This is a genomic window from Lactobacillus sp. ESL0230 (genome assembly GCF_003692805.1).
GTDB classification, from domain to species: domain Bacteria; phylum Bacillota; class Bacilli; order Lactobacillales; family Lactobacillaceae; genus Lactobacillus; species Lactobacillus bombicola.
Genome location: NZ_REHI01000006.1, coordinates 789841 through 811906, shown reverse-complemented (window position 1 = coordinate 811906; position 22066 = coordinate 789841). Strand labels below are relative to the sequence as shown.

Genomic DNA, 22066 nt, shown 5'->3' with positions numbered 1-22066 from the left:
ATAATATTTAAAAAGCAACGAATTACAAAAGTAATTCGTTGCTTTTTATTATTTTTTACTGTTAAAGCTATTGTTACCCAAAAATGAGGTATTAAATTGGCTAATTAAATTTTTCTCCCCATTTCCATGGGTCTTGATGCCAACTTTTTAGGGCATCATATTCAGAAGCAGTTATATAATTTAATTCTTTTTCTTTCTTTAATAATTCGGGGTATGTTAATAATGATATAAAATCAACTGCAGCATCGTTAAAGTTTTTCTTAGTATCATTCAAAAAATAGGTGAAAATTGATGCAACCCCTAGAACATTGCCACCTTCTTTTTTAGTAGCGGCGACAGCGTTTAACACTGAACCACCGGTAGTAATTAAATCGTCAATTAAAACAATTTTATCATTAGTAGTAAAAATTCCCTCGATTTGTTTTCCCTTTCCATGGTCTTTGGGTTTTGGGCGAACGTAAATCATTGGTAAATTAAGTTTGCTGGCTACCCATGCAGCATGTGGAATGCCTGCAGTAGCAACCCCACCAATAATTGAAACATCAGGATACTTTTCTTTAATTAAGGCAGCTAAATCGCTAGCAATCCAATCGCGCAGGTCGGGGTAAGCGACAGTTAGACGTAGGTCGGTGTATATCGGTGAAAGCATCCCACTAGCATAGGTAAAAGGCTTATTAGGAGAAATAGTAATAATTTTGTGATCAACTAAATTTGTAATAATTTTTTCTTGGTACATCAGTTAAACTCCTTTTTAATGATTTGATAAATAGACGCTGGATCTGTAGCAGTAGTGATAGGTCTGCCAACTACAATTGCACTTGCGCCATAATCTTTGGCTTGCTTTGGCGTAGCAACCCTTTTTTGGTCACCATTTTGATTATTGGCTAAACGAATTCCCGGCGTTACGTAGAGAAAATCAGTACCAATAATTTTTTGTAAGCTTGTTACTTCAAGTGGAGAACAAATGACGCCATCAGCACCGGCTTTTTTAGCTGTTTGAGCGAGACTAACTACTTGTTTGGTCATTGATAAAGAACAGTTCTGCTCATTTTGTAAAATATCATCTGAAATTGAAGTTAGCTCAGTGACTGCTAATAATTTGGGTGGCTTCATACCCTTAGGTGTGCCCGCAACTAACCCTTTTTTGGCCGCCATAATCATTTCACTACCGCCTAATGCATGAATAGTAATACAGAATACACCGAGTTGAGCTAATTGTTTAGCCGCATGATAAACTGTATTAGGAATATCATGTAGTTTTAAGTCTAAAAAAATGTGATAACCTTGCTCCACTAATTGTTTAACAAAATGCGAACCAGAATGATAAAAAAGTTCCATTCCAATCTTTAAATAAGTTTTGTCAGCTGAGCCTAATTTCACAAGTAAATTTTGAGCATCTTCTTCTCGATCGTAATCTAAAGCAATAAATACTGCTTTTTCCATTGCAAACCTCCATCAAAAAAAGCCTATTTTGGTACAGTGCGCATCAAAATAGACTTTTATAGTAATTAAGTCATGTTGAACTTGCGGTCTCACTGTACCGTTTAAAGTTTACTAATACCGAGCTTACCACCTTATTGGACAAAATACAACAGATTTTTAGCTAGTAAAAATCAAAAAAAGGTGTAAAATAAGCCCCGAAATAATTGTAATGACAGAGAGCATTCATTTTGGAGGAAAATATGGTCAATCTTAATGTTAAATTACCCGGTCTCAAATTAAAAAACCCAGTTATGCCAGCAAGTGGGACCTTTGGTTTTGGCGACGTAGCTGCTGCCCAAAAATATGATTTAAACAAGTTAGGGGCACTGGTAATTAAAACGACAACACCTAACAAGCGTGTAGGTAATCCGCAACCACAAATTGCGGTTTTAGATGATGGAGTTTTAAATTCGGTTGGTTTAACTAATCCAGGCGTAGAGCAAGTAATTAATGAAAAATTAGTAGCGCTAAAGAAACTCTATCCAAATTTACCAATTATTGCTAGTGTTGGAGCTGAAGATGAAGCGGGTTATTTAACGGTGGCCAATCAACTAAGTCAAGCTCGCTTAGTTGATGCTTTAGAAATAAATCTATCTTGTCCTAATGTTGCCCAAGGAGGAATGACTTTTGGTGTTCATCCTAAAATGGTAGCGCGGATAACCTCAGCTATTAAACAAAAAGTTGAGTTACCAATTTATATTAAATTAACACCGAATGTGACTAATATTCAGGAAATTGCTCGTGCTGCCGAAGATGGTGGCGCAGATGGATTAGTTCTTATCAATACAGTTATGGGCATGCGCATTGATATTGCTTCGCGCAAACCATTACTTGGGAATAATATTGGCGGTTATTCTGGTCGTGGCATTAAGCCTATTGCCCTTTATTTGATACATCAAGTTCGAGTGGCTACGCAGTTGCCAATTATTGGTATGGGGGGCATTGAAACAGCTAGTGATGTAGTTGAGTTTATGCTAGCTGGGGCAAATGCGGTTGAAGTTGGTAGCGCTCATTTTCATAATCCGTTAGTTTGTCCCGAGATTATTCAAGCTCTTCCTCGAGTACTTGATGATTTGGGCGTTAGTGATATCAATGATTTGGTTGGTCAGGTAAAATTTAACTAAAAGCTCACTCTTGCTTTTGGTTGACAATCTAAATTTTCGCACGTATATTATAAATATATATCGTCCTTAAAATTAGTCCCGTGAGGCTAACAAGGCAAGCTTAATTAAGTATTAACTTTCTAGTAAGCACCTAGTCTCAAGGTAGATTAGGTGCTTTTTTAAGGCAAAATAGATAGGAGAAAACATGGCAAAAGAAATTTGGGATGCGTTAACGATGAAACGGGCTTTAACGCGAATTACTTATGAAATAATTGAGCACAATAAAGGGACTGAAAATTTAGTATTAGTTGGTATTAAGACTCGGGGAGTTTATTTAGCTCAACGAATTCATGAGCGAATTCAAAAATTAGAAGGAGTCGATGTTCCTCTAGGTCAGTTGGATATTACACTTTATCGTGATGATCGCCATGATGCATCTTTACCACAAGAGCCAGTTGTCAATTCAACTGCAATCGATGTTGATGTTACCAATAAAAATGTTGTTTTAGTTGACGATGTTATTTTTACTGGTCGTACTATTCGCTCAGCCATGGATGCGATTATGGATTTGGGTCGTCCAAGTTCAATTGCGGTGGCCGTACTAGTTGATCGCGGGCACCGTGAATTGCCTATTCGAGCAGATTTTGTCGGTAAAAATATCCCGACGTCTTCCCATGAACAAGTTGCAGTAAATGTGGAAGAAATTGATCATAAAGATAGTGTAGAGTTAAAACCACTGTCATAAATTATTATAATTCAACCATTTAATTGACTTCAGAGAGGGTCAGAAGGGTTTGAGTTTTTAGCTGCTTGTATACTGAAATTTAGCCAGCTTAAAACCCTTTTGCTAAACCTGAAGCATAAATTAGCTTCAGGTTTATTTTTTTAAGAAAGCGTCTAAATTATGGAAACTAAAAATTTTGTCACTCTATCACACTTTGTTAATGTAGAAAATCTATCAACAGCTGAAGTTTTAGCTCTTATTGAACGGGCAGAATATTTTAAAAATGGTGGCGCTACGCCAAAATTAAGCCAACCGGTATATGCAACAAATATTTTTTTAGAAAATTCTAGTCGAACAAGAACAAGTTTCGAAATGGCGGAGCGCAAATTAGGCTTAACCGTAATTCCATTTGATTCAGAACATAGTTCAACTAAGAAAGGTGAAACCCTCTATGATACTTCCTTGACTATGGCTGCGCTAGGAGTTGATTTAGAAGTTATTCGCCATCCGCAAAATGAATATTATCAAGAATTGATTCACCCAGATAACGAGCATCACTTGCAAATTGGAGTAATTAATGGTGGAGATGGTAGCGGTCAGCACCCATCACAATGTATGCTTGATATGATGACTATTCATGAGCATTTTGGTCATTTTAAAGACTTAAAAGTGGCAATCGTAGGTGATATTAGCAATTCCCGCGTTGCAAAAAGTGATATGGAACTATTAACACGTTTGGGGGCGCAGGTTTACTTTTCGGGTCCAAGTTATTGGTATGATAGTGAATTTGATCAATATGGTGAATATCAAGAGCTTGATCAATTAGTGAACCAAGTTGACGTGATGATGCTCTTGCGGGTGCAACATGAACGCCACGAAGGTGATCCAAATGAACAAAAATTTGATGCAAAAAAATATCATGAAGATTATGGAATTAACCAGCGTCGTTACGCTGACCTAAAAGAGCAAACCATTATTATGCATCCCGGTCCAATTAATCGTGGGGTTGAACTAGCTGATGAATTAGTTGAAGCACCTAAAAGTATGTTTTATCGGCAGATGCAAAATGGAGTTTTCATGCGTATGGCGATGCTTGAAGCGGTGATGCGCGGACGCAAACTAGGAGGGCTAGAATAATGGCGCTTGTCATTAAAAATGGTACGATTTTTGTTAATGGTCACTTAGAGCAAGGCGATTTATTAATCAATCATGGTTTAATCTCAACTATTGGCCATAATTTAACCGCAGATCAGGTAATAGATGCTACAGACAAATTAGTTAGTCCAGGGTTAATTGATCTTCATGTTCATTATCGTGATCCGGGCCAAACTGCAAAAGAAAATGTTCAAACTGGTTCTTTAGCTGCAGCTCACGGTGGTTTCACCACTGTTGGGGCAATGCCTAATGTTGTTCCTGTACCTAATGATGCTGATTTAATGACACAAATGGTCACTAATAATAAAGCAAACGGAGTAGTTCATATTTTGCAATATGGCCCAATTACCGTCAACGAAACAACTGACGTACTTCCTGATTATGCCGCACTTAAAAAAGCTGGCTGCTTTGCTCTAAGTAATGATGGGCACGGCGTGCAAGATGCCCAAACAATGTATCTTGCAATGCAAAAAGCTAAAGCTAATGATTTGATTATTGCTGAGCATGCTCAAGATGATAGTTTGTTCAATCTAGGTGTAATTAATGAAGGTGAAAAAGCCAAGGCTTGGAGTTTGCGTCCAATTACTGAATTGGCGGAAACAACACAGATTGCGCGTGATTTATTACTAGCGCAAAAAACAGGAGTTCATTATCATCTTTGTCATGTATCAACGGCAACTAGTGTAGAACTAGTTCGTTGGGCCAAAAAGCAAGGGATTCATGTTACTTGTGAAGTTACGCCACACCATTTACTTTTAAATGAACAAGATATTATGAGTAACAATGGCAATTATAAAATGAATCCGCCGTTACGTAGACCAGAAGATCAAGCAGCTTTGATTGGCGGTTTATTAGACGGTACGATAGATCTAATCGCTACAGATCATGCACCGCATACAAAACAAGATAAAAGTGGGGGCTTTGCTAAAGCAGCTTTTGGCATTACAGGTAGCGAGACGGTCTTTAGTCAGTTATATACACATTTTGTTAGAACTAATATTTTTACGCTTGAGCAATTACTCAATTGGCTTACTCTAAAACCTGCTCAAGCTTTTGAACTAAAAAATACTGGCCGTATTGGTCTAAATCAACCAGCTGACTTAGCAATTTTTGATTTAAAAAATGCTAGTGTAATTAATGAAACCAACTACCAATCTAAAGGGAAAAATACACCATTTACTGGACAAACAGTTTATGGACAAACTGAACTAACCATGGTTAATGGTCAGATAGTTTACCAAAAGAAAGGCAATTAAATGAAATACTTAATTTTAGAAGATGGCAGTATCTATGCAGGTGAAGGTTTTGGTAGTAATTGTGAGACACAGGGTGAGGTTGTGTTTACTACAGGGATGACAGGTTACCAAGAAGCAATTACTGATCAATCATATGCTGACCAAATTTTGGTTTTTACTAATCCGCTAATTGGTAATTATGGTATTACCTTGGCTGATTATGAATCGCTTGAGCCTGGCATTAAAGGGGTAATTTGCCATCAGTTAGCGCGTTATCCCGATAATTGGCGCATGCAAACTACGCTACCGCATTTTTTAGAGCAACTTGATATTCCGGGAATTCAAGGAATTGATACTCGTATGTTGGTCAAAAAATTACGCCAATTTGGGACGATGAAAGGTCAAATTTGCAATAGTCAAAAGGATGCTGCCAAAGTCATAGCTAAGCTACGTGCGACTAATGTGACTGCCGGGGTAGTAAAGCGGGTGGCTACGACAAAGTCTTATCCAGTTCCAGGCTCTAAGCGTAATATTGTAGTGGTTGACTTTGGCTTGAAAAATAGTATTTTACGTGAACTTAGTAAACGTGACTGTAATTGTATTGTAGTACCTTACACAACTTCTGCTGAAAAAATTTTAGCCCTTCATCCCGATGGAGTTTTGCTTTCCAATGGACCGGGTGATCCACTGGAAATGCAAGATGCGATAAAAATGGTTCAGCAAGTTGAGCAGCAAATTCCTTTAATGGGTATTTGCCTCGGACATCAGATTTTTGCTCTAGCCAATGGGGCTAAAACTTATAAGATGAGATTTGGTCATCGGGGTTTTAACCATCCGGTCCGCGAAATTGCTACAGGAAATATTGGTTTTACTTCGCAAAATCATGGTTACGCAGTTAAAGCAAGTTCAATCGATGCAAGTCAATTGTTAGTGACCCATGTTGAGATTAATGACGGTACAATTGAAGGGTTACAACATAAAAAATATCCTGCCTTTTCAGTACAGTTTCATCCTGATGCAACTCCAGGTCCCCATGACGAAGAAGGAATTTTTGATTATTTTATGCAAATGATTGATCAAAGAAAGGAAAACGAACTTCATGCCTAAAAGAACAGATATTCACAAAATTATGGTTATTGGGTCAGGCCCGATTATTATTGGTCAAGCCGCGGAATTCGATTATTCAGGTACGCAAGCGTGTTTGGCCTTGCGCGAAGAAGGATATGAAGTTATTTTAGTTAATTCCAATCCGGCAACGATTATGACGGATACAACTATTGCAGATAAAGTTTATTTAGAACCACTAACTGTCACAGCTATTTCGCGTATCATCCGGCGGGAATATCCTGATGCAATTTTGCCAACACTTGGTGGGCAAGTGGGGTTAAATATGGCACTTTCGCTAGCAAAAAGTGGTATTTTAGCTGAATTGAACATTGAATTGTTGGGAACTAAATTAGAGTCAATTGAGCAGGCAGAAGATCGGGAACAATTTAAAGAGCTTTGTCAAAAGTTAGGTGAACCTGTTCCAGCATCAGAGAGTGTTAAAACCGTTGAAGCTGCTTTAGCTTTTGGTGAAAAATGTGGTTATCCGATTATTGTACGACCGGCTTTTACAATGGGGGGAACAGGTGGTGGCATCTGTAATGATCCAACTGAATTAGCCCAAGTTGCTAAAAATGGTCTAGAATTATCGCCAGTAGGCGAATGTTTGATTGAACGCTCAATCGCTGGTTATAAGGAAATTGAATTTGAAGTTATGCGTGATCACGATGACCATGCCATGATTGTTTGTTGTATGGAAAATTTTGATCCAGTAGGAATTCATACTGGCGATTCAATTGTTTTTTCACCTGCTCAAACTCTATCAGATAAGGAATATCAATTACTACGTGATTGCGCATTACGGCTGATTAGAGCTTTGAAAATTGAAGGTGGCTGTAACGTTCAACTGGCTCTAGACCCAAACAGCTTTGCGTATGATGTGATTGAAGTTAATCCACGAGTTTCACGCTCGTCTGCCTTGGCATCGAAAGCAACGGGTTATCCCATTGCCAAAATGGCAGCAAAGATAGCAATTGGGATGACACTAGATGAAATCAAAAATCCAGTAACGGGGACAACTTATGCTGAATTTGAACCAGCTCTTGATTATGTGGTTTGCAAGATTCCACGGTGGCCATTTGACAAATTTACTAAGGCTGATCGGACCTTAGGTACCCAAATGAAGGCGACAGGTGAAGTCATGGCAATTGGACGTACTGGTGAAGAAGCCTTTCAAAAAGCTGTGCGTTCTTTAGAAATTGATCAAAAAGACTTTTTTGCGCCACAAGCGCATCAAGCAAGTGATGAAGAATTAGAACAAAAATTAGTCAAGGTACAGGATGATCGCCTTTTTTATTTAGCAGAGGCCTTTCGCCGAAATTATTCTATTTCTGATCTACATGAATTAACTAAGATTAATTTTTACTTTTTAGACATTGTAAAGCATCTTGTTGAATTAGAACAAACCATTCAGGCTCATCCTAAAGAGATTGCAACTCTCAAGTTAGCCAAAAAATACGGTTTTAGTGATCAGACAATTGCTAATCTTTGGCAAGAAGATGAAAGCAGCATTCGTCAATTGCGTAAAGCAAAGGGGATTGTTCCGGTTTATAAGATGGTTGATACTTGTGCGGCAGAGTTTGCTTCGCAAACGCCATACTTTTATTCAACTTATGATACCGAAAATGAAAGTCAAACAACTACTCGAAAATCAGCTTTAGTGGTTGGCTCGGGACCAATTAGAATCGGTCAAGGGGTTGAATTCGATTATGCCACCGTTCACTGTGTTAAAGCCTTGCAAAAGATGGGTTACGAAGCAATTGTTATTAATTCTAATCCGGAAACGGTTTCAACTGATTTTTCGATTTCAGATAAATTATACTTTGAGCCATTAACCTTAGAAGATGTGCTAAATGTTTGCGATTTAGAACAACCGGAAGGGGTAATTATTCAGTTTGGTGGACAAACGGCAATTAATTTAGCTGCAGGACTTGAAAAAAATGGTATTAAGATATTAGGAACTAGTGTTGCTAATTTAAATCGCGCAGAAGATCGTGAGTTGTTTGATCAAGCAGTTAAAGAACTGCAGTTAAAGCAGCCACAAGGAATTACAGCAACTACTCATGAAGGTGTGATACAAGCAGCAGAGCAGTTAGGCTATCCAGTATTAGTACGGCCGAGTTATGTTCTGGGGGGTAAAGCAATGGAAATTGTTTATACTCCTGCAGAATTAACGGATTATTTGCAAAACCATGTTGATATTGCTGCTAGTCATCCAATTTTAGTTGATGATTATCTTGATGGGCGTGAATGTGATGTTGATGCAATTTGTGATGGTCAAAACGTGCTAATTCCAGGTATTATGGAACATATTGAACATGCAGGCGTACATTCAGGTGACTCGATGGCGGTCTATCCAGCCCAAACTTTTTCACCTGAGATTAAACAAAAAATTGCTGAAGTAACTAAAAAATTAGCCTTAAAACTTAACTGTCATGGGATTATGAATCTGCAGTTGATTGAGCGCAATGGTGAAATTTATATTATTGAAGTTAATCCACGTGCCAGTCGAACAGTCCCATTTTTAAGTAAAATTACAGGGATTGAAATGGCGCAAGTGGCAACTCGAGTAATTATGGGGCAAAGTTTGCAAGCGCAAGGCTATACTGACGGTTTAGCACCTGAACCCAAGATGATTAGTGTCAAGGCACCGGTCTTTTCCTTTAGTAAGTTAACCGATGTCGATAGTTATTTAGGTCCTGAAATGAAATCAACTGGTGAAGTTATGGGTAGCGATTTAAGTTTTCCTAAGGCTTTATATAAGGCTTTTGCTGGTGCTAATATGGAAATTCCAGATAGCGGCAATGTTTTATTGACTATTGAAGATCGTGATAAAAAAGAAGTTTTGCCAATTGCTAGTCGTTTTGCCCAGATTGGGTATCGTATTTTTGCTACTAGTGGCACCGCTAGCTATCTTAAGCAACATAATTTAAATGCAACTGTAGTAAATAAAATTCATGCAAAAACTGATGATAATATCTTGACTGAATTTAAAAATGGTAAAATCGATTTAGTAATCAATACGATGGGGCACGATGTGGCCAAGAATTCTGACGGTTTTATTATTCGCCAAGCGGCAATCAATCAGAATATTCCATTAATTACTAGTTTTGATACAGCGCGTGCACTGCTTATTGCTTTAGAGAATCGTTCATTTTTGACTACTAGTTTAAATTAAAATAATGCTTTAAATATTATTCCTAAGCTAAGGTTTATATTTAAAGCATTTTTTAGTGAAGGATAATAATAAGCAGTAATTTATTTGCTTTGGTTTTTTGATAAAAATAGCGTTTACATAATTGACCCGTTATTGTACAGTTAAATATATTAGAAATTTAGATGATTACGTAAATCTTTTTTTAAAAAAGAATTTCAAAATAATTCTGGGGGTGTAGATATCATACCATTTTGTAAAGGAAAAATTGATGAAACTTAAAAATACTAAAAAGATTATTGTGTTTATTTTAATGCTTTATTTTGTACTAATTACAGTCTATGTTTTTCTTGGTATTCATGGCGCAAGTGGTCTACTTAGCGCCAAGGGAAATATTTCAGTTGGGCTTTTCTTTGCATTACAATCTGGAGGAGGAAGCTCTAATATATTAGTAGACATTTTACAAATGTCTTTGTTAACAATTATCGGTTCTGCTTTCTTTGTTTATTTGAAAAATAATAATATATTTTCTAATGTGCAACAAAGAATTGGTTCGGCTGCTTTTTTAAAACAAAGTCTTAAAAATACTTTTGGAGCAGCCGCTATCTTATCTCTAGCAACTAATTTATATGAAATGTTTTTAATTAATTGGTTTTATTTTCCTTTTATGTATAAGACAAATGATCGAGTGTATTTGCATGCAATTCGGTCAGCTAATATTTTAGCAGATGATATGCCAGAAATATTGCTATTCATTTTTCTATCAGCTATTGGCTGGGGCATTTTTGCCATTTTAGTTTTTAGCGTGGGACTTTATATCCGCAAAAATGCTTTCTATCCAATAATTGGACCGCTTTTAGGGTTAATTCTGATTTTATTGCCAACATTAGGTAATATGAATGACCTAATTTGGCGCACTTTCTCATATGTTTGGTTTTTATTTAGTTTGGGTGGCACCAGGACAATATACTTTTGTTAGCCAAGCTACTCCGATTAAGTCGATTTTTGCCTTTATTAGTGCGGCATTAATCTATTTAACGATTGCAGCGGTTTTAATCAGTGTATGGTACAAACAAAAAACAAAGAGGGGATAATTATGAAGACTAAGCGCTTTAGTTATCGTTTTATCTTAAACGGATTATTGATCACGTTTATTGGTTTGTGGGCTGGGCAGTTTCTTATCAGAAGAAGTGACCCTAGTACTATGGAATTATTGAATATATATCTTAATGCTAATTTGGTATCTTTGTACTTGCAACCAATAATGTTAACCCTCTTTTACTCACAGGTCTTAGCACTACGTAAAATTCGGCTATTTGTTGGTGTGCGCAAAAAGGACAATCAGATAATAGCCATTCTCTTAGGAATAGCTACCTTTTATTGTTTAATATTTTTATTAGGATTATTCGTGCCATATTTGGGAACTAATTATCCTTTTTTTAAAAATGGTAGCCCAGTCTTAGGCATGACTTTATTATTACATGTTTTTGTCTTGCTTTTTTTGTCTTGGCTTTTGGTAGGTGGCTATCAATTGCGTCATCCTTATTTTTTATTATTTTTAGTAATAGTTTTAGATCTAATATATCATTTTATTATTGAAAAAAAGCTCTTAATTTTATATAGACCGTTATATGATCCACTGTATCGGGCGGTGCACCATATTTATGGCGGTTACTAATGGAGAAAGATTATGTTACAAATCGAAAAAATAAAAAAATCATTTGGTAAAAAAGTTGTTTTACAAGATGTATCATTTAAAGCAATGTCAGGCGAGTTAATTCATATTTCAGGTATTAACGGTTCTGGCAAGTCTACCATTTTTAAAATTATTACGGGCTTGTTAAAGGCAGATAGTGGGACAGTGAAAATTAGTCCAACTGACGTAGTTGGAGCACTAATTGAGAATCCGGGATTTTTAGAATATGAATCAGCATTGACTAATTTGAAATTTTTAGCTCACCTTAACCACCGTTATGATGAAATTAAGGTGAGACAGTTACTTACTGAATTTTAACTAGATCCTGATGACAAACAAGCAATTGCCAAGTATTCGGTTGGTATGCGCCAAAAAGTGGGTATTATTCAAGCAATCATGGAAAATCAAAATATCATTTTGTTAGATGAACCAACTAGAGGAATTGACCAAGATAGTATTAATCAATTCGTTACGTTATTAAAGCAACTAAAGCAGAATAATAAGACAGTTATTGTGGCAAGTCATGATAAAGTAGATGAAATTAATTATGATCGTCGTTTGAAGTTGCAAGCCGGAGTTCTTAATGATGAATAAGAAATACATTTTTTTGCTATATACAGCAATTTGTACATTCTTAATCTTTTTAGCTAGACAAAGTTGGTCAGAACTCCCCGATGAGCAACTCTGGCAACTTAGTTTTGGTTGGATTAGTACGCCACTTAAGTTTGCGCTACTTTGTATTAATGTGATGATTTTTGATTATGTTTCTATCATTTTGCCTCGAAATGAGGTCGATTCGCTTAAGAACGAGATTGAGATTCGTAAACCCAAAATATTAACACTCTTTAAAATGCTCTTCCCGTTAGGATGGCCGTATCTTGCAGGTTACCTAATAGTTCATACATTTGCCATTACTAATAGTAATCTCGGACTTTCTTTAACCACCTTAGCGCTAATGATATTAATTTGGATTTGTTTAACAACAATACCTCTTTATCATTGGTCATTAATAATGCTGGTGATTGGTCATAGATATCTTTTTTGGATTAAGGATCTTCCAGTATTAAAAGTAATTTTTCATTCCGTGTATATAGTGCTGAAGAACCGGCAGATTGCATCTTAGTTTTACTTATTTTAGGCGCATCTTTAGCATAATAAACAAAAATACCTATACCAGTTGTAAGCAACAATCCGAATAATATCAAAGACCATGATGAGATTTTGATAATTATATGACTAGCTCGTATATCTTTGTGGTGTCGATTTCTTCTAATATCTTCGACATTTTGTAATTCATCGTCAGATTTATTTTCCATTTGATACCAACTTTCATACATGTAATATAATTATTTAAATCTTACATATAAAACTTGTAAAAAAATGAATTTGACAATTTCTTATAAAATATCAGACAAAAATTTCTTGCATAAAATTAGGGCTTAGATGATAAAAATATCGAAATACATGGAAAACTAATTATTTTTATAGACATAATTCTTGCTACGTTTAACTAATCTTTCCATATATTTGATACCATCACTTTTTAATTTTTGTCGATTATACTGCAATCTGGCTTTTTTTAAATTATCATAATAAGAAACTTTGATATTAGTGATCTTGGTCAAACTATAATCTACTAATGGTATTTCTCTCTGTAATTGCCGTGCAGTTTCTTCGTTTGATTGTACATGAGCTTTAACAGCTTCTTGTATTGTCCTATACTGTGTACCATGATAATTATGCCGCACTCCTTGCCAACTAGAATAGATAGCTCTATTGTTAGCTTGGTAGTCTTTCCAAATAGGAATATATTTGATTATAATATGATAGTTTCCAGACTAGCTTAATTAAGCTAGTCTGGAAAAATTAAGTAGTAGGGGATATATCGTTTAAATCTTTTGGCTTCAAATATTATGATCTTGATCAACATTAAGGTGCTATAATTAAACATAGAACGTTACTAATTTGGTAGTGAAGAATATATTGATAATGGTAAATTAAAAAGAAAGGCTATCGAAAATGAAGCAAAAGATTCGTTTAAATAAAATGATTATTGAAATATGTAGTTTGATAGTTTTCTTAAACTTATTTGTAACAAATGTTAAAGCTACTGATATACCAAAGGATATTAATATATGGTCAACTCCTAAAGTGATTCATATTAAAAATGACGATATTCTAAAAAAATTTATATTTCTAGATCAATATCATAATGCGCAACAAGTTACATATGCTTCAAAACAGATATATTTAACAACATACAAGCAGGATATACTTGTTGGCAATACATCAATGTCTGTTGAAATATTAGGACATATTTATCCTGACGAGTTTTCAAAGTATCTACCGTCAAATATAGTTGAAGAGATAAGAAAACATACTAATGTAATAGATAGTGGTGAAAAATCAGTAGATAGTAACAGGTGGGTCTGGGATTCCATTGCGGCAGTTATAGATTATTTCAAACCGTCAAACAATAGTAGAGAATACCAAGATTTATCAATAAAAACTATATTATCGAAAATTCACCAAATAAATTCAAATGAATATTTGGACAATGAAATAATGACAAAGGTAATTAAGGAGTACAAGTCAAATGCCAACAAATTTGCAATTAAATATTATTGAATAAACTATTATATAAATAATATTTTGCTAGGGCTTGATGCAGATGTTTAACTGGCATTAAATCCTTTAGCCTGTATCATCATCTCTTGGATAGACTATGTATCTAGCTAAAAAGGTAGATATCTTATCATTATGCAAGGCCCAATGTACGATTCCGATATTTAATCGGAGTCGTACATTTTTGTTTGTTTGATCTTCTGATGTGGTTGAACCAGTAAACGTAATAGCGCAGTACTGTCCGCATTTCTGTTAATGAACTGGTTTTAATGCGTTTGAGCTTCTCTTGCTTCATCAGGTTGAAGATGGTTTTGCCGATGCATTATCGTGGCAGTTGTCCTAGTGCGACATGCTTTGCTTAATCTTCATTTGCCTTAGTTTGACCTGATAGGCCACTATGGCGGTATTGAAAGCCCTGGTCTGAATGCAGGATAGGCTGGACTGTCTCAGGTGGTTTTTGCTTGAATTCAGAGGGATAAGCTTGCTAAGCGTGTTTAAATCTTTAAGGCGACTAAACTATGTTTGCGATCCCGTTCTAGTTTAGTTAAAGAAGTTTGGTGAGATAAGTATTTACTGCAAATTTAAATTTTCAAAGCAGTCGAATATTTAGTCATGAAAAAAGTGCTCCTAATAGTCAGATTAATGTCTAACTATTGATGAGGCAGTCTGTATGCCCCAGCAGCCATTTTAGTGAACACTTGCTTGTATTGGTCATCAAGCTCCAATAGACGGACGGCATAATAACATAGTAAACTGTCTAGAGTTTACGTACAGCTCCATTTTATAAGCAGAATGCTAGTTTAATGTAGGGCATCAAAGTATCAGAAGGGTACAGACATGTTGACTTTAACCTCACTTATATCTTAAAGTAAAATAAAAGTGATAAGTCACTTAATTCGTCGAATAAATGATTCATCACTAATTTAAGTATATTCAGCTTAATCTTATTTACACTTTAAATTTAAAGAATATTCTCTAACTCCTATAGTAAATCTGAACTCTTGATACAGTTAATTCAATTTGTATTTGGTTAAAGTGTGTAATTGCTCTTCTGTCACATTTGATCCTAAATATTCATGGATTAGCTTTCCGTGCTTAAGAAGAGCTATTGTTGGGGTTCCTTTTAACTTTATTATGTTTTTGATAATATTATTTAATTCTGGAGTTAAATCATCTTTTGAAATAATATCAAGGTTAAAATAATATAATTTTCTATTACTATTATCTAAAAAACTTTTTAATGTAGGCGAAAAAGCTCGACAAGCTGGGCATTCTTTAAAACCTATGAAAACAATAAGTGTTTGACCAGCTTGTGTCTTAGAAATTAATTCTATAGGAGTAATAGGTACGGTTTTTTGAATATTGTATTCATATTCCTGAATTGATGGTATTTCATCTTCCTGTTGGCTATATTCAATAGTATTAGTATTTGCGGCTTTAACTAATTCCGAATCAAAAGACCTAAAAATACTTATAAAAAATAAAATAATAACTATTAGACTTGCTTTTTTTGCTTTCTTCATAATATATATCTCCTTTCAATTTATTTTATATTGTAAGCGGTTTATATGCAATATTTTTTGCCTAATTTTGATTACTATTTAAAAATTGAGAATACAATTTTTTATATTTTCCGTCGTGTGAAAGTAAATATTTTTGTGTTCCTTGGTTTCTAATATGGCCATTTTCTAAGAAAATAATGTTATCCGCATTTTTAATAGTATTCAATCTATGAGTAATCATTATTCGAGTACAATTTAATTTGCTTATATTTTGCATAACCTGGCTTTCGGTATTAGCATCTAAAGCCGAAGTTGCTTCATCTAATAAGATTATTTTAGGATTATCGTATAAGGCTCTAGCTATTGAAATTCTTTGTAATTGTCCGCCAGATAGAACATCATTGTCTTTAGAAAGAATCGTCTCCAAACCCATTGGTAGTAATTGTATATCCTCCCAAACGCAGGCTATTTTACAAACAAATTGTACTCGATCAATATCTGTGTGTCTCCACATAGTAATATTATTAATAATTGAGTCATCACTAAATATGGGAGTCTGTGTGACTATGCTACATTTCTTTCTAAAAGAAGATTTTTTAATCTGTTTTAAATTGATTTTACCCACGGTAATTACCCCAGAAGAAATAGGTAATTGGCCCATTAAAACTAGTCCGAGAGTAGATTTTCCACTACCTGTTTTACCGGTTATTCCAACAAAAGATTTTTCTGGTATTTTAACATTTATGTTAGTTAAAATATTTTGTCTATCATTGAAACTATACTTAAAGTTTACATTTTCTGTTTGTATATCTAGGCGAGAATTTTCACTTAAGTCAAGCCCCGTAGTTACATTTTCTGACTTATTATATTGAATTTCAATCATACGTTCAAAATATTTATTAGCATACAATATGTCATCAAAAGAATTAATGACTTGAGATAGTGGAGCTATTACTGAGGAAGATAAAAGAAATATCGCAAATATGTTACCAATATTCAAATTGCCTACAATTGGTAAAGTTAAAGCTAGGATAGTAGCAATGAAAGGAGTTAAAAAGTTTATCGTGGAATTTAAAGTAGAAAAAATAGTTGTAAAATTCCCTTCACGTGTCATACTATCAGAGTATTTTTTTTGGGCTGAATACCATCTATTAAAACTAGTTTTTTCAAGATTTTTAAATTTAATATAAGGCATCAAAGTTAGAGAATCCATAAAATCTGATAATGAATTCGACTGTTCCAAGATTTCCCGTCCTACTAAGTATTGCTTTTGCTTAACAGCAAAAAGTGAAATCATTACTTGTAATATGCCCATTCCTAATATAAATTCTCCTATAAAAATGTTTTGAAAGAAAATATATATTAAGGAAAAGATGACAGTGCCAAAATCTAACCAAATATTGATTAATTTTTCTGAAAATAAACTTCTAACAACAGCATTTCCACTATATCTATGTGTAAGATCGGAAGAATCCATAATCGAAAAAAATTTATAGGGTAAAGAAAACAACTTTTTGACGAAATTTTCTGTTAGTTTGTCATTAAAGATCACTTGTAATTTAACTGCTAAACGTGATCTTAATAAAAAAGCGACCCCATATATACTAATTATTAATAAGCTTATTATTAATACGATATATATATTTATTTTTTTGTTGTTTATATAAATATTTATAACGCTTTTTAAAAATATGGGAATAGATACGGTTAGCAGCTGGACTACAATTGATAATATCGCCAGGATAGTTATAAAACCGATATTTCCACTAACTGTAATATAATATTCATGAAAAAGTTTCTTGATATTGTCAAATTTAGGAATTTTGTTTTGCAACTCTTTAGATGGATAAATTTTTAATATCAAAAAAGGTTCTTTTAATTCGCTTATATCTTGCTTATATACCCCATGAGCAGGATCATAAACGGTTATCTTTTTTTTTGAAGTTGATACTTTATCTATACAGACAAAATGATTATTATTTATAAACAAAATAAATGGAGTAGGGATTTTGCTCAAATCTTTAGTTTTAAATCCTTTCGCCTCTAGTTTTAATTTTTTTGATAATCTTTTTATATCCATAAATGAAAGCCCGTTTTTTCCAACGTCCCATTGTTGTCTTAGAGATGTTATAGAAACATTCATATCAAAGCTAGAGCATATCATGGCCAGACAACAAAGACCACATTCTGAATAAGAGGCTTGTTCAATATATTTCATTTTATTTATCACTACCTTTATTAAATTAAAGTTTTATAACAATTGCGTAAGCGCTTATATAAAATGCTGATGATTATATATTTCATTTTCGGAAACCAATAAAATTGTCAGTTAAAATCAAAGGGAAGTGGAAACGTATACAAAGCTTGATTTTAATAATATTTATTTCTAATTTCCATTGACTTATCATATTTCTAGTTCTATTATACTCATGTAAGCGTTTTTATCAATGCAGGTAATTGCCTATTTCTATCTGAAAGGAGGTGATACCATGAAAGCTGAAGAGTTTGTAGAAGAATTGTCAGAATCAGAACTTGAAGAAATTTCAGGTGCGAAAAAGAAACCTGGTTGTGGCTATTTATGTACATTTACAAAAGACTGCCCAACTTCTTGGTTCGGTTGTTGTTAATCATTTAAATTGTTTGGGGAACAGATTAAAACTGTTCCCCTTTTCATTATAATTTGTATAAGTTTTCACTTGTATTATTATTGTAGAGGTTGATTTATGCTTAGTTCAGTAAAATTATTATTTCCTAACATAGATAAAAAATTATATCAAGAAATACTGAAATATGAAGATAAAGAAAAAATTACTAATATTACTAGCTATGTTAGTAACTTTGTCAAGAAAAAAATGAATACTTCTATACTAGAGTATATAGATCATAGAATATCTAAGGTATTAATTGTAGAAATCAACATTAGAAGAATTAATAATGAATTTATTTCTAAAGATTCTAACGAGCAATATAATGAATTCGTTACAGATCATAATTTATTAACAAATTTGTCTTCGAAATATCCGATTTTAATGACTGAGGTAAGAGAGTCTGTCCACAATATTATTAATTTTTATATAGAGTTCCTAGAAAGATTGCAAAAGGACTATAAAAAAGTTTATATGTATTTTGGAATAAAAGGTGAAATTCAAGATATTTTGTTAGGTTTAGGTGACCCTCACAGGGGACATCGCACTGTACTGGAAATAAAATTTGAAAATAAATCAATTTTTTATAAACCTAGGAATTCTTATGGAGATGTTGCAATTAAAAGTATAAGTAAGTGGCTACAAAGCTACGGAATTGATTCTTTTGATGTACCTCAGTGTTTGGTATATAAAAATTATAGCTGGGTACAAGGAATCAATTATTTGAGTACCGATAAAAATAAAATAAATTCAATTTACTATCAATTTGGAACTTTAGCAGCAATCTCATATATATTTAATTTATCTGATTTACATATGGAAAATGTTATTACAAGTAACGGACATTTATATTTGGTTGATGCAGAAACGATATTGCAAGATAGCTTTATTACTAGTTCTGAAGAAGAAACTGCTAAAGATATTATTTATAAAGATATGCGGCAGTCTGTATTAATGACAAACCTATTTCCAGCTTTGTTGTTTTCTGATAAAAATACTCCAGATATTTCAGGAATAACTGGTCATGGAGGACAATTATTTAAACACAAATTATCCAAAATAGAAAATTTGTTTACTAGTAAGATCCTCTTAAGAAAAATTGACTACATAAATAGTGATGAAAAAAACATTCCTTACATAGATGATATACACAAAAAAATAAACCCTAAAAATTATACACAAGATATAGTAGATGGATTTAAAGATGCCTTTTCTACTATTTTAAAAAACAAAAAAAAATTTCTTATGGATCATGATATATGGGACAATTTTAATAAAGGTGTTTATCGGATTATTTTCAAAAATACAAGTGCATATAGCGCAATTTTGAATACTATAAATAGCCCTAAATATTCACAAAGCGAAATCAATGTTAACCATCTTTTGAACTTGTTAAAGTCTGGTAATAATAACAACACATCCATTTATAATATTTTTTCGTCAGAAGTTGCTGATATCCGTAATGGTGATATACCATATTTTTATAAAAAATCAAATGGATTAGTAGTCTATAATTCGAATAACAAAAAGATATACTCGTCAACTGTTTTTAATGGAATAGATGCCTATAAAACTAAGATTTGCAGATTTTCAAGTAAGGATATTGAAAAACAAATAGCCCTTATTAAAATAGCCATGGCAACTCCTATTAAAAATTGGGATTTAGGAAAAAAAGATAGATATACTGTTGATAAACTAAGAGTTATTTCTTATAATAATAAATTGATTAATGACCAAATAAGTGCTATTTTAGAAAGAATTATTAGTAATGGCATTAGATATAAAAATACTATTAATTGGAAAAATATAAAAATTTCAGAAAATAACAATTGGATTATAGGTCCAAGCGATTTTTCTTTATATGATGGAATAACAGGAATTGGAATAACATTTGCCGTAGCGTATAGTCTCACCGATAATAATAAATATTTAGATGTTTTAAACAAATGCTTAAAAGAAATTGATTCACTTGAAAAACAAATAGATGAAGATTTTAAAAACTATTCTATGTTTAATGGTATAGGATCCCTGATTTATTTTTACTTTTATTTATATTCTTTATTACATGAAGAAAAATATTTTAAAAAAGGGATATTTTATCTTAAATCTTTGCAAAAGAATATTGATAGTATTACGAATCTAGACTTTATAGATGGTGCATCAGGAGTATTAGCTGTTTTATGTGAACTTGAAAATAATTTTCCTGATTTAGATTTGAACAAGAGTATTAATAGTATTATAGATAAAATTGTTGAAAATTGGGATAACAAAGAAGCATGGAAGTCAGATATAGATCCCGATCATCATTTAAATGGCATGTCTCATGGAATTAGTGGAATTATTTACGCTTTATATAAGGCAAGGAATTTTAGTAAAAATCCAAATCTTGATTTAATGATTGAGAAGGCAATCCAAATTGAAAATAATGGTATTGAAGATAAAAATTGGATAGACTTGAGAAGTAGAGCAAACAGAATAGAAAAGGGGTTCCCTGATCCAGTACACTGGTGTCATGGTGCACCTGGTATAGGATTGTCGAGAATAATTTTAAATAAAGTATTTGATACCAAGCAAGATACTGAATTGGCAAAATTAGGGACTCTGGAAAAGGGAATTGGGGGTAGCGATTGTCTTTGCCATGGAAGTCTAGGTAATTTAGATTTATTTGTACTAGATTATTTAACCAATAATAATTTACAAAGTCTTGATATTGCTCGGAAAATAGCAACTGATCTCTGCTCAAAAAAGGACTGGGTATCAGGTATACCACAAAAAATAACAGTATTTGGTATGATGACAGGTTTATCTGGAATGGCATATGAATTGATGAGAATTCTATATCCAAAGAAAGTTCCCTCAATATTATTATTAGAACTTAACAAGGTGTAAGTTTATGGAAGAACAAATTATTAAGATTGAATCAGTTTATAAAAAATATAATAAAGGCGAAACTAATGTAATAGACAATTTGTCTTTGAATATACAAAAGAGCAGATTTACCGCAATTATGGGTGCTTCTGGATCAGGGAAAACAACGTTACTAAATATGATTTCAACATTAGATACAGTGTCTAGTGGACAAATTTATATAGATGGTCATGATGTTTCCGGTTTGTCTGACGAAGAGGCTGCCAGTTTTCGAAAAGAAAAATTAGGCTTTGTTTTTCAGAATTATCGTTTATTAAAAAGCCTAACAGTAAGACAGAATATTGCAGTACCAATGTCATTAATTGGTAAAAGTGACCAAGAAGTTGACCAAAAGATTAATAAATTAGCTGAGTATTTCAAATTAAGTGACCAGCTTGAAAAATATCCAGTTGCTTTATCTGGTGGACAGAAACAACGTGTGGCGATAATTAGGGCTATTATTAAAAATCCTGCATTATTGTTGGCAGACGAGCCAACAGGCGCATTAGATTCACAATCAGCTAAGTTGATTATGAAATACTTAGTAAATGTTAACCGTGAATTTGGCACTTCAATTCTAATGGTTACACATGATAGTCTAGCAGCAAGCTATGCCAGCGAAGTTATTTTTCTAAAAGATGGAAAGATTGCCGATCAAATTGTTAAACAAGATAGCAATGAGGCCTTTCAACAACTTTTAGCGCGAAAATTAGCAAAGGTGGAATCTTGATGAG

The 22066-nt window shown here is 33.4% G+C and carries 18 protein-coding genes and 2 pseudogenes; 14 read left to right on the top strand and 6 right to left on the bottom strand.

All coding sequences use genetic code 11. From position 1 onward, the window contains the following. Positions 1–100: 100 nt before the first annotated feature. Positions 101–736, bottom strand: coding sequence for an orotate phosphoribosyltransferase (pyrE, locus tag F5ESL0230_RS05710; protein WP_122021958.1), 636 nt, complete (start codon positions 734–736; stop codon positions 101–103). Further along, a complete protein-coding gene (gene pyrF / locus F5ESL0230_RS05705; RefSeq protein ID WP_122021957.1) occupies positions 736–1443 on the bottom strand; it encodes an orotidine-5'-phosphate decarboxylase in 708 nt (235 codons plus the stop codon). Before pyrF ends, pyrE begins: the two co-directional genes overlap by 1 nt. A 239-nt stretch (positions 1444–1682) precedes the next feature. On the opposite strand from pyrF, the gene F5ESL0230_RS05700 reads away from it, so the two are divergent. The 10 genes and pseudogenes from F5ESL0230_RS05700 (at position 1683) to F5ESL0230_RS05655 (ending at position 12776) form a co-directional block, all read left to right on the top strand. Next, positions 1683–2606 carry a dihydroorotate dehydrogenase gene (locus tag F5ESL0230_RS05700; RefSeq protein ID WP_122021956.1) on the top strand — a complete coding sequence of 308 codons (924 nt, stop codon included), beginning with the start codon at positions 1683–1685 and terminating at the stop codon, positions 2604–2606. 184 nt (positions 2607–2790) lie between these two features. Next, positions 2791–3330, top strand: a complete 540-nt coding sequence (pyrR, locus tag F5ESL0230_RS05695; protein ID WP_118896318.1) for a bifunctional pyr operon transcriptional regulator/uracil phosphoribosyltransferase PyrR — start codon at positions 2791–2793, stop codon at positions 3328–3330. Between the two features lie 159 nt (positions 3331–3489). After that, on the top strand, positions 3490–4446 hold the full coding sequence (locus F5ESL0230_RS05690; RefSeq protein ID WP_122021955.1) for an aspartate carbamoyltransferase catalytic subunit: 957 nt from the start codon (positions 3490–3492) through the stop codon (positions 4444–4446). Beyond that, positions 4446–5720, top strand: coding sequence for a dihydroorotase (locus F5ESL0230_RS05685; RefSeq protein ID WP_122021954.1), 1275 nt, complete (start codon positions 4446–4448; stop codon positions 5718–5720). The genes F5ESL0230_RS05690 and F5ESL0230_RS05685 overlap by 1 nt, the downstream gene beginning before the upstream one ends. Next, positions 5721–6806, top strand: coding sequence for a carbamoyl phosphate synthase small subunit (locus F5ESL0230_RS05680; RefSeq protein ID WP_122021953.1), 1086 nt, complete (start codon positions 5721–5723; stop codon positions 6804–6806). After that, the gene (carB, locus tag F5ESL0230_RS05675) at positions 6799–9981 is read left to right on the top strand and encodes a carbamoyl-phosphate synthase large subunit (protein WP_122021952.1); all 3183 of its coding nucleotides are present in this window, start codon (positions 6799–6801) and stop codon (positions 9979–9981) included. The genes F5ESL0230_RS05680 and carB overlap by 8 nt, the downstream gene beginning before the upstream one ends. Positions 9982–10228: 247 nt before the next feature. After that, on the top strand, positions 10229–10936 hold the full coding sequence (locus F5ESL0230_RS05670) for a hypothetical protein (protein ID WP_122021951.1): 708 nt from the start codon (positions 10229–10231) through the stop codon (positions 10934–10936). A gap of 117 nt (positions 10937–11053) precedes the next feature. Further along, positions 11054–11635 carry a hypothetical protein gene (locus F5ESL0230_RS05665; protein WP_122021950.1) on the top strand — a complete coding sequence of 194 codons (582 nt, stop codon included), beginning with the start codon at positions 11054–11056 and terminating at the stop codon, positions 11633–11635. A gap of 12 nt (positions 11636–11647) precedes the next feature. After that, positions 11648–12247 (top strand): annotated as a pseudogene (locus tag F5ESL0230_RS05660) (ATP-binding cassette domain-containing protein). Beyond that, positions 12237–12776, top strand: coding sequence for a hypothetical protein (locus F5ESL0230_RS05655; RefSeq protein ID WP_147440874.1), 540 nt, complete (start codon positions 12237–12239; stop codon positions 12774–12776). The pseudogene F5ESL0230_RS05660 and the gene F5ESL0230_RS05655 overlap by 11 nt, the downstream one beginning before the upstream one ends. A gap of 349 nt (positions 12777–13125) precedes the next feature. On the opposite strand, the gene F5ESL0230_RS05650 is transcribed toward F5ESL0230_RS05655, so the two are convergent. Beyond that, positions 13126–13401 (bottom strand): hypothetical protein, encoded by a 276-nt coding sequence (locus tag F5ESL0230_RS05650; protein WP_122021948.1) that lies wholly within the window; start codon positions 13399–13401, stop codon positions 13126–13128. A 271-nt stretch (positions 13402–13672) separates the two neighbouring features. On the opposite strand from F5ESL0230_RS05650, the gene F5ESL0230_RS05645 reads away from it, so the two are divergent. Beyond that, positions 13673–14281, top strand: coding sequence for a hypothetical protein (locus F5ESL0230_RS05645; protein ID WP_122021947.1), 609 nt, complete (start codon positions 13673–13675; stop codon positions 14279–14281). 130 nt (positions 14282–14411) lie between these two features. Here F5ESL0230_RS05645 and F5ESL0230_RS08575 read toward each other — a convergent pair. From F5ESL0230_RS08575 to F5ESL0230_RS05630, 3 genes and pseudogenes are all read right to left on the bottom strand, one after another. After that, positions 14412–14720 (bottom strand): annotated as a pseudogene (locus F5ESL0230_RS08575) (IS3 family transposase); the annotation flags it as partial. A gap of 568 nt (positions 14721–15288) precedes the next feature. Continuing rightward, entirely contained in the window at positions 15289–15801 is a 513-nt protein-coding gene (locus tag F5ESL0230_RS05635; protein ID WP_122021945.1) for a Pediocin PA-1 biosynthesis protein pedC, read from the bottom strand. Between the two features lie 61 nt (positions 15802–15862). Further along, on the bottom strand, positions 15863–17998 hold the full coding sequence (locus F5ESL0230_RS05630) for a peptidase domain-containing ABC transporter (RefSeq protein WP_122021944.1): 2136 nt from the start codon (positions 17996–17998) through the stop codon (positions 15863–15865). A 271-nt stretch (positions 17999–18269) separates the two neighbouring features. On the opposite strand from F5ESL0230_RS05630, the gene F5ESL0230_RS05625 reads away from it, so the two are divergent. The 3 genes from F5ESL0230_RS05625 to F5ESL0230_RS05615 all read left to right on the top strand — a co-directional run bounded on the left by F5ESL0230_RS05625 (position 18270) and on the right by F5ESL0230_RS05615 (position 22062). After that, positions 18270–18407, top strand: coding sequence for a type A2 lanthipeptide (locus F5ESL0230_RS05625; protein WP_122021943.1), 138 nt, complete (start codon positions 18270–18272; stop codon positions 18405–18407). 96 nt (positions 18408–18503) lie between these two features. Then, positions 18504–21314 carry a type 2 lanthipeptide synthetase LanM family protein gene (locus F5ESL0230_RS05620; protein ID WP_122021942.1) on the top strand — a complete coding sequence of 937 codons (2811 nt, stop codon included), beginning with the start codon at positions 18504–18506 and terminating at the stop codon, positions 21312–21314. A gap of 4 nt (positions 21315–21318) precedes the next feature. Continuing rightward, positions 21319–22062 carry an ABC transporter ATP-binding protein gene (locus F5ESL0230_RS05615; protein WP_122021941.1) on the top strand — a complete coding sequence of 248 codons (744 nt, stop codon included), beginning with the start codon at positions 21319–21321 and terminating at the stop codon, positions 22060–22062. Positions 22063–22066: the final 4 nt, after the last annotated feature.

What these genes read in the sequence shown, in the direction of transcription:
- F5ESL0230_RS05670 (WP_122021951.1), top strand. Translation starts at nt 10,229, where the DNA reads ATGAAACTTAAAAATACTAAAAAGATTATTGTGTTTATTTTAATGCTT.
- pyrE (WP_122021958.1), bottom strand. Translation starts at nt 736, where the DNA reads ATGTACCAAGAAAAAATTATTACAAATTTAGTTGATCACAAAATTATT.
- F5ESL0230_RS05615 (WP_122021941.1), top strand. Translation starts at nt 21,319, where the DNA reads ATGGAAGAACAAATTATTAAGATTGAATCAGTTTATAAAAAATATAAT.
- F5ESL0230_RS05690 (WP_122021955.1), top strand. Translation starts at nt 3,490, where the DNA reads ATGGAAACTAAAAATTTTGTCACTCTATCACACTTTGTTAATGTAGAA.
- F5ESL0230_RS05645 (WP_122021947.1), top strand. Translation starts at nt 13,673, where the DNA reads ATGAAGCAAAAGATTCGTTTAAATAAAATGATTATTGAAATATGTAGT.
- F5ESL0230_RS05700 (WP_122021956.1), top strand. Translation starts at nt 1,683, where the DNA reads ATGGTCAATCTTAATGTTAAATTACCCGGTCTCAAATTAAAAAACCCA.
- F5ESL0230_RS05680 (WP_122021953.1), top strand. Translation starts at nt 5,721, where the DNA reads ATGAAATACTTAATTTTAGAAGATGGCAGTATCTATGCAGGTGAAGGT.
- pyrF (WP_122021957.1), bottom strand. Translation starts at nt 1,443, where the DNA reads ATGGAAAAAGCAGTATTTATTGCTTTAGATTACGATCGAGAAGAAGAT.
- F5ESL0230_RS05655 (WP_147440874.1), top strand. Translation starts at nt 12,237, where the DNA reads ATGATGAATAAGAAATACATTTTTTTGCTATATACAGCAATTTGTACA.
- pyrR (WP_118896318.1), top strand. Translation starts at nt 2,791, where the DNA reads ATGGCAAAAGAAATTTGGGATGCGTTAACGATGAAACGGGCTTTAACG.
- F5ESL0230_RS05685 (WP_122021954.1), top strand. Translation starts at nt 4,446, where the DNA reads ATGGCGCTTGTCATTAAAAATGGTACGATTTTTGTTAATGGTCACTTA.
- carB (WP_122021952.1), top strand. Translation starts at nt 6,799, where the DNA reads ATGCCTAAAAGAACAGATATTCACAAAATTATGGTTATTGGGTCAGGC.
- F5ESL0230_RS05625 (WP_122021943.1), top strand. Translation starts at nt 18,270, where the DNA reads ATGAAAGCTGAAGAGTTTGTAGAAGAATTGTCAGAATCAGAACTTGAA.
- F5ESL0230_RS05630 (WP_122021944.1), bottom strand. Translation starts at nt 17,998, where the DNA reads ATGAAATATATTGAACAAGCCTCTTATTCAGAATGTGGTCTTTGTTGT.
- F5ESL0230_RS05635 (WP_122021945.1), bottom strand. Translation starts at nt 15,801, where the DNA reads ATGAAGAAAGCAAAAAAAGCAAGTCTAATAGTTATTATTTTATTTTTT.
- F5ESL0230_RS05620 (WP_122021942.1), top strand. Translation starts at nt 18,504, where the DNA reads ATGCTTAGTTCAGTAAAATTATTATTTCCTAACATAGATAAAAAATTA.
- F5ESL0230_RS05665 (WP_122021950.1), top strand. Translation starts at nt 11,054, where the DNA reads ATGAAGACTAAGCGCTTTAGTTATCGTTTTATCTTAAACGGATTATTG.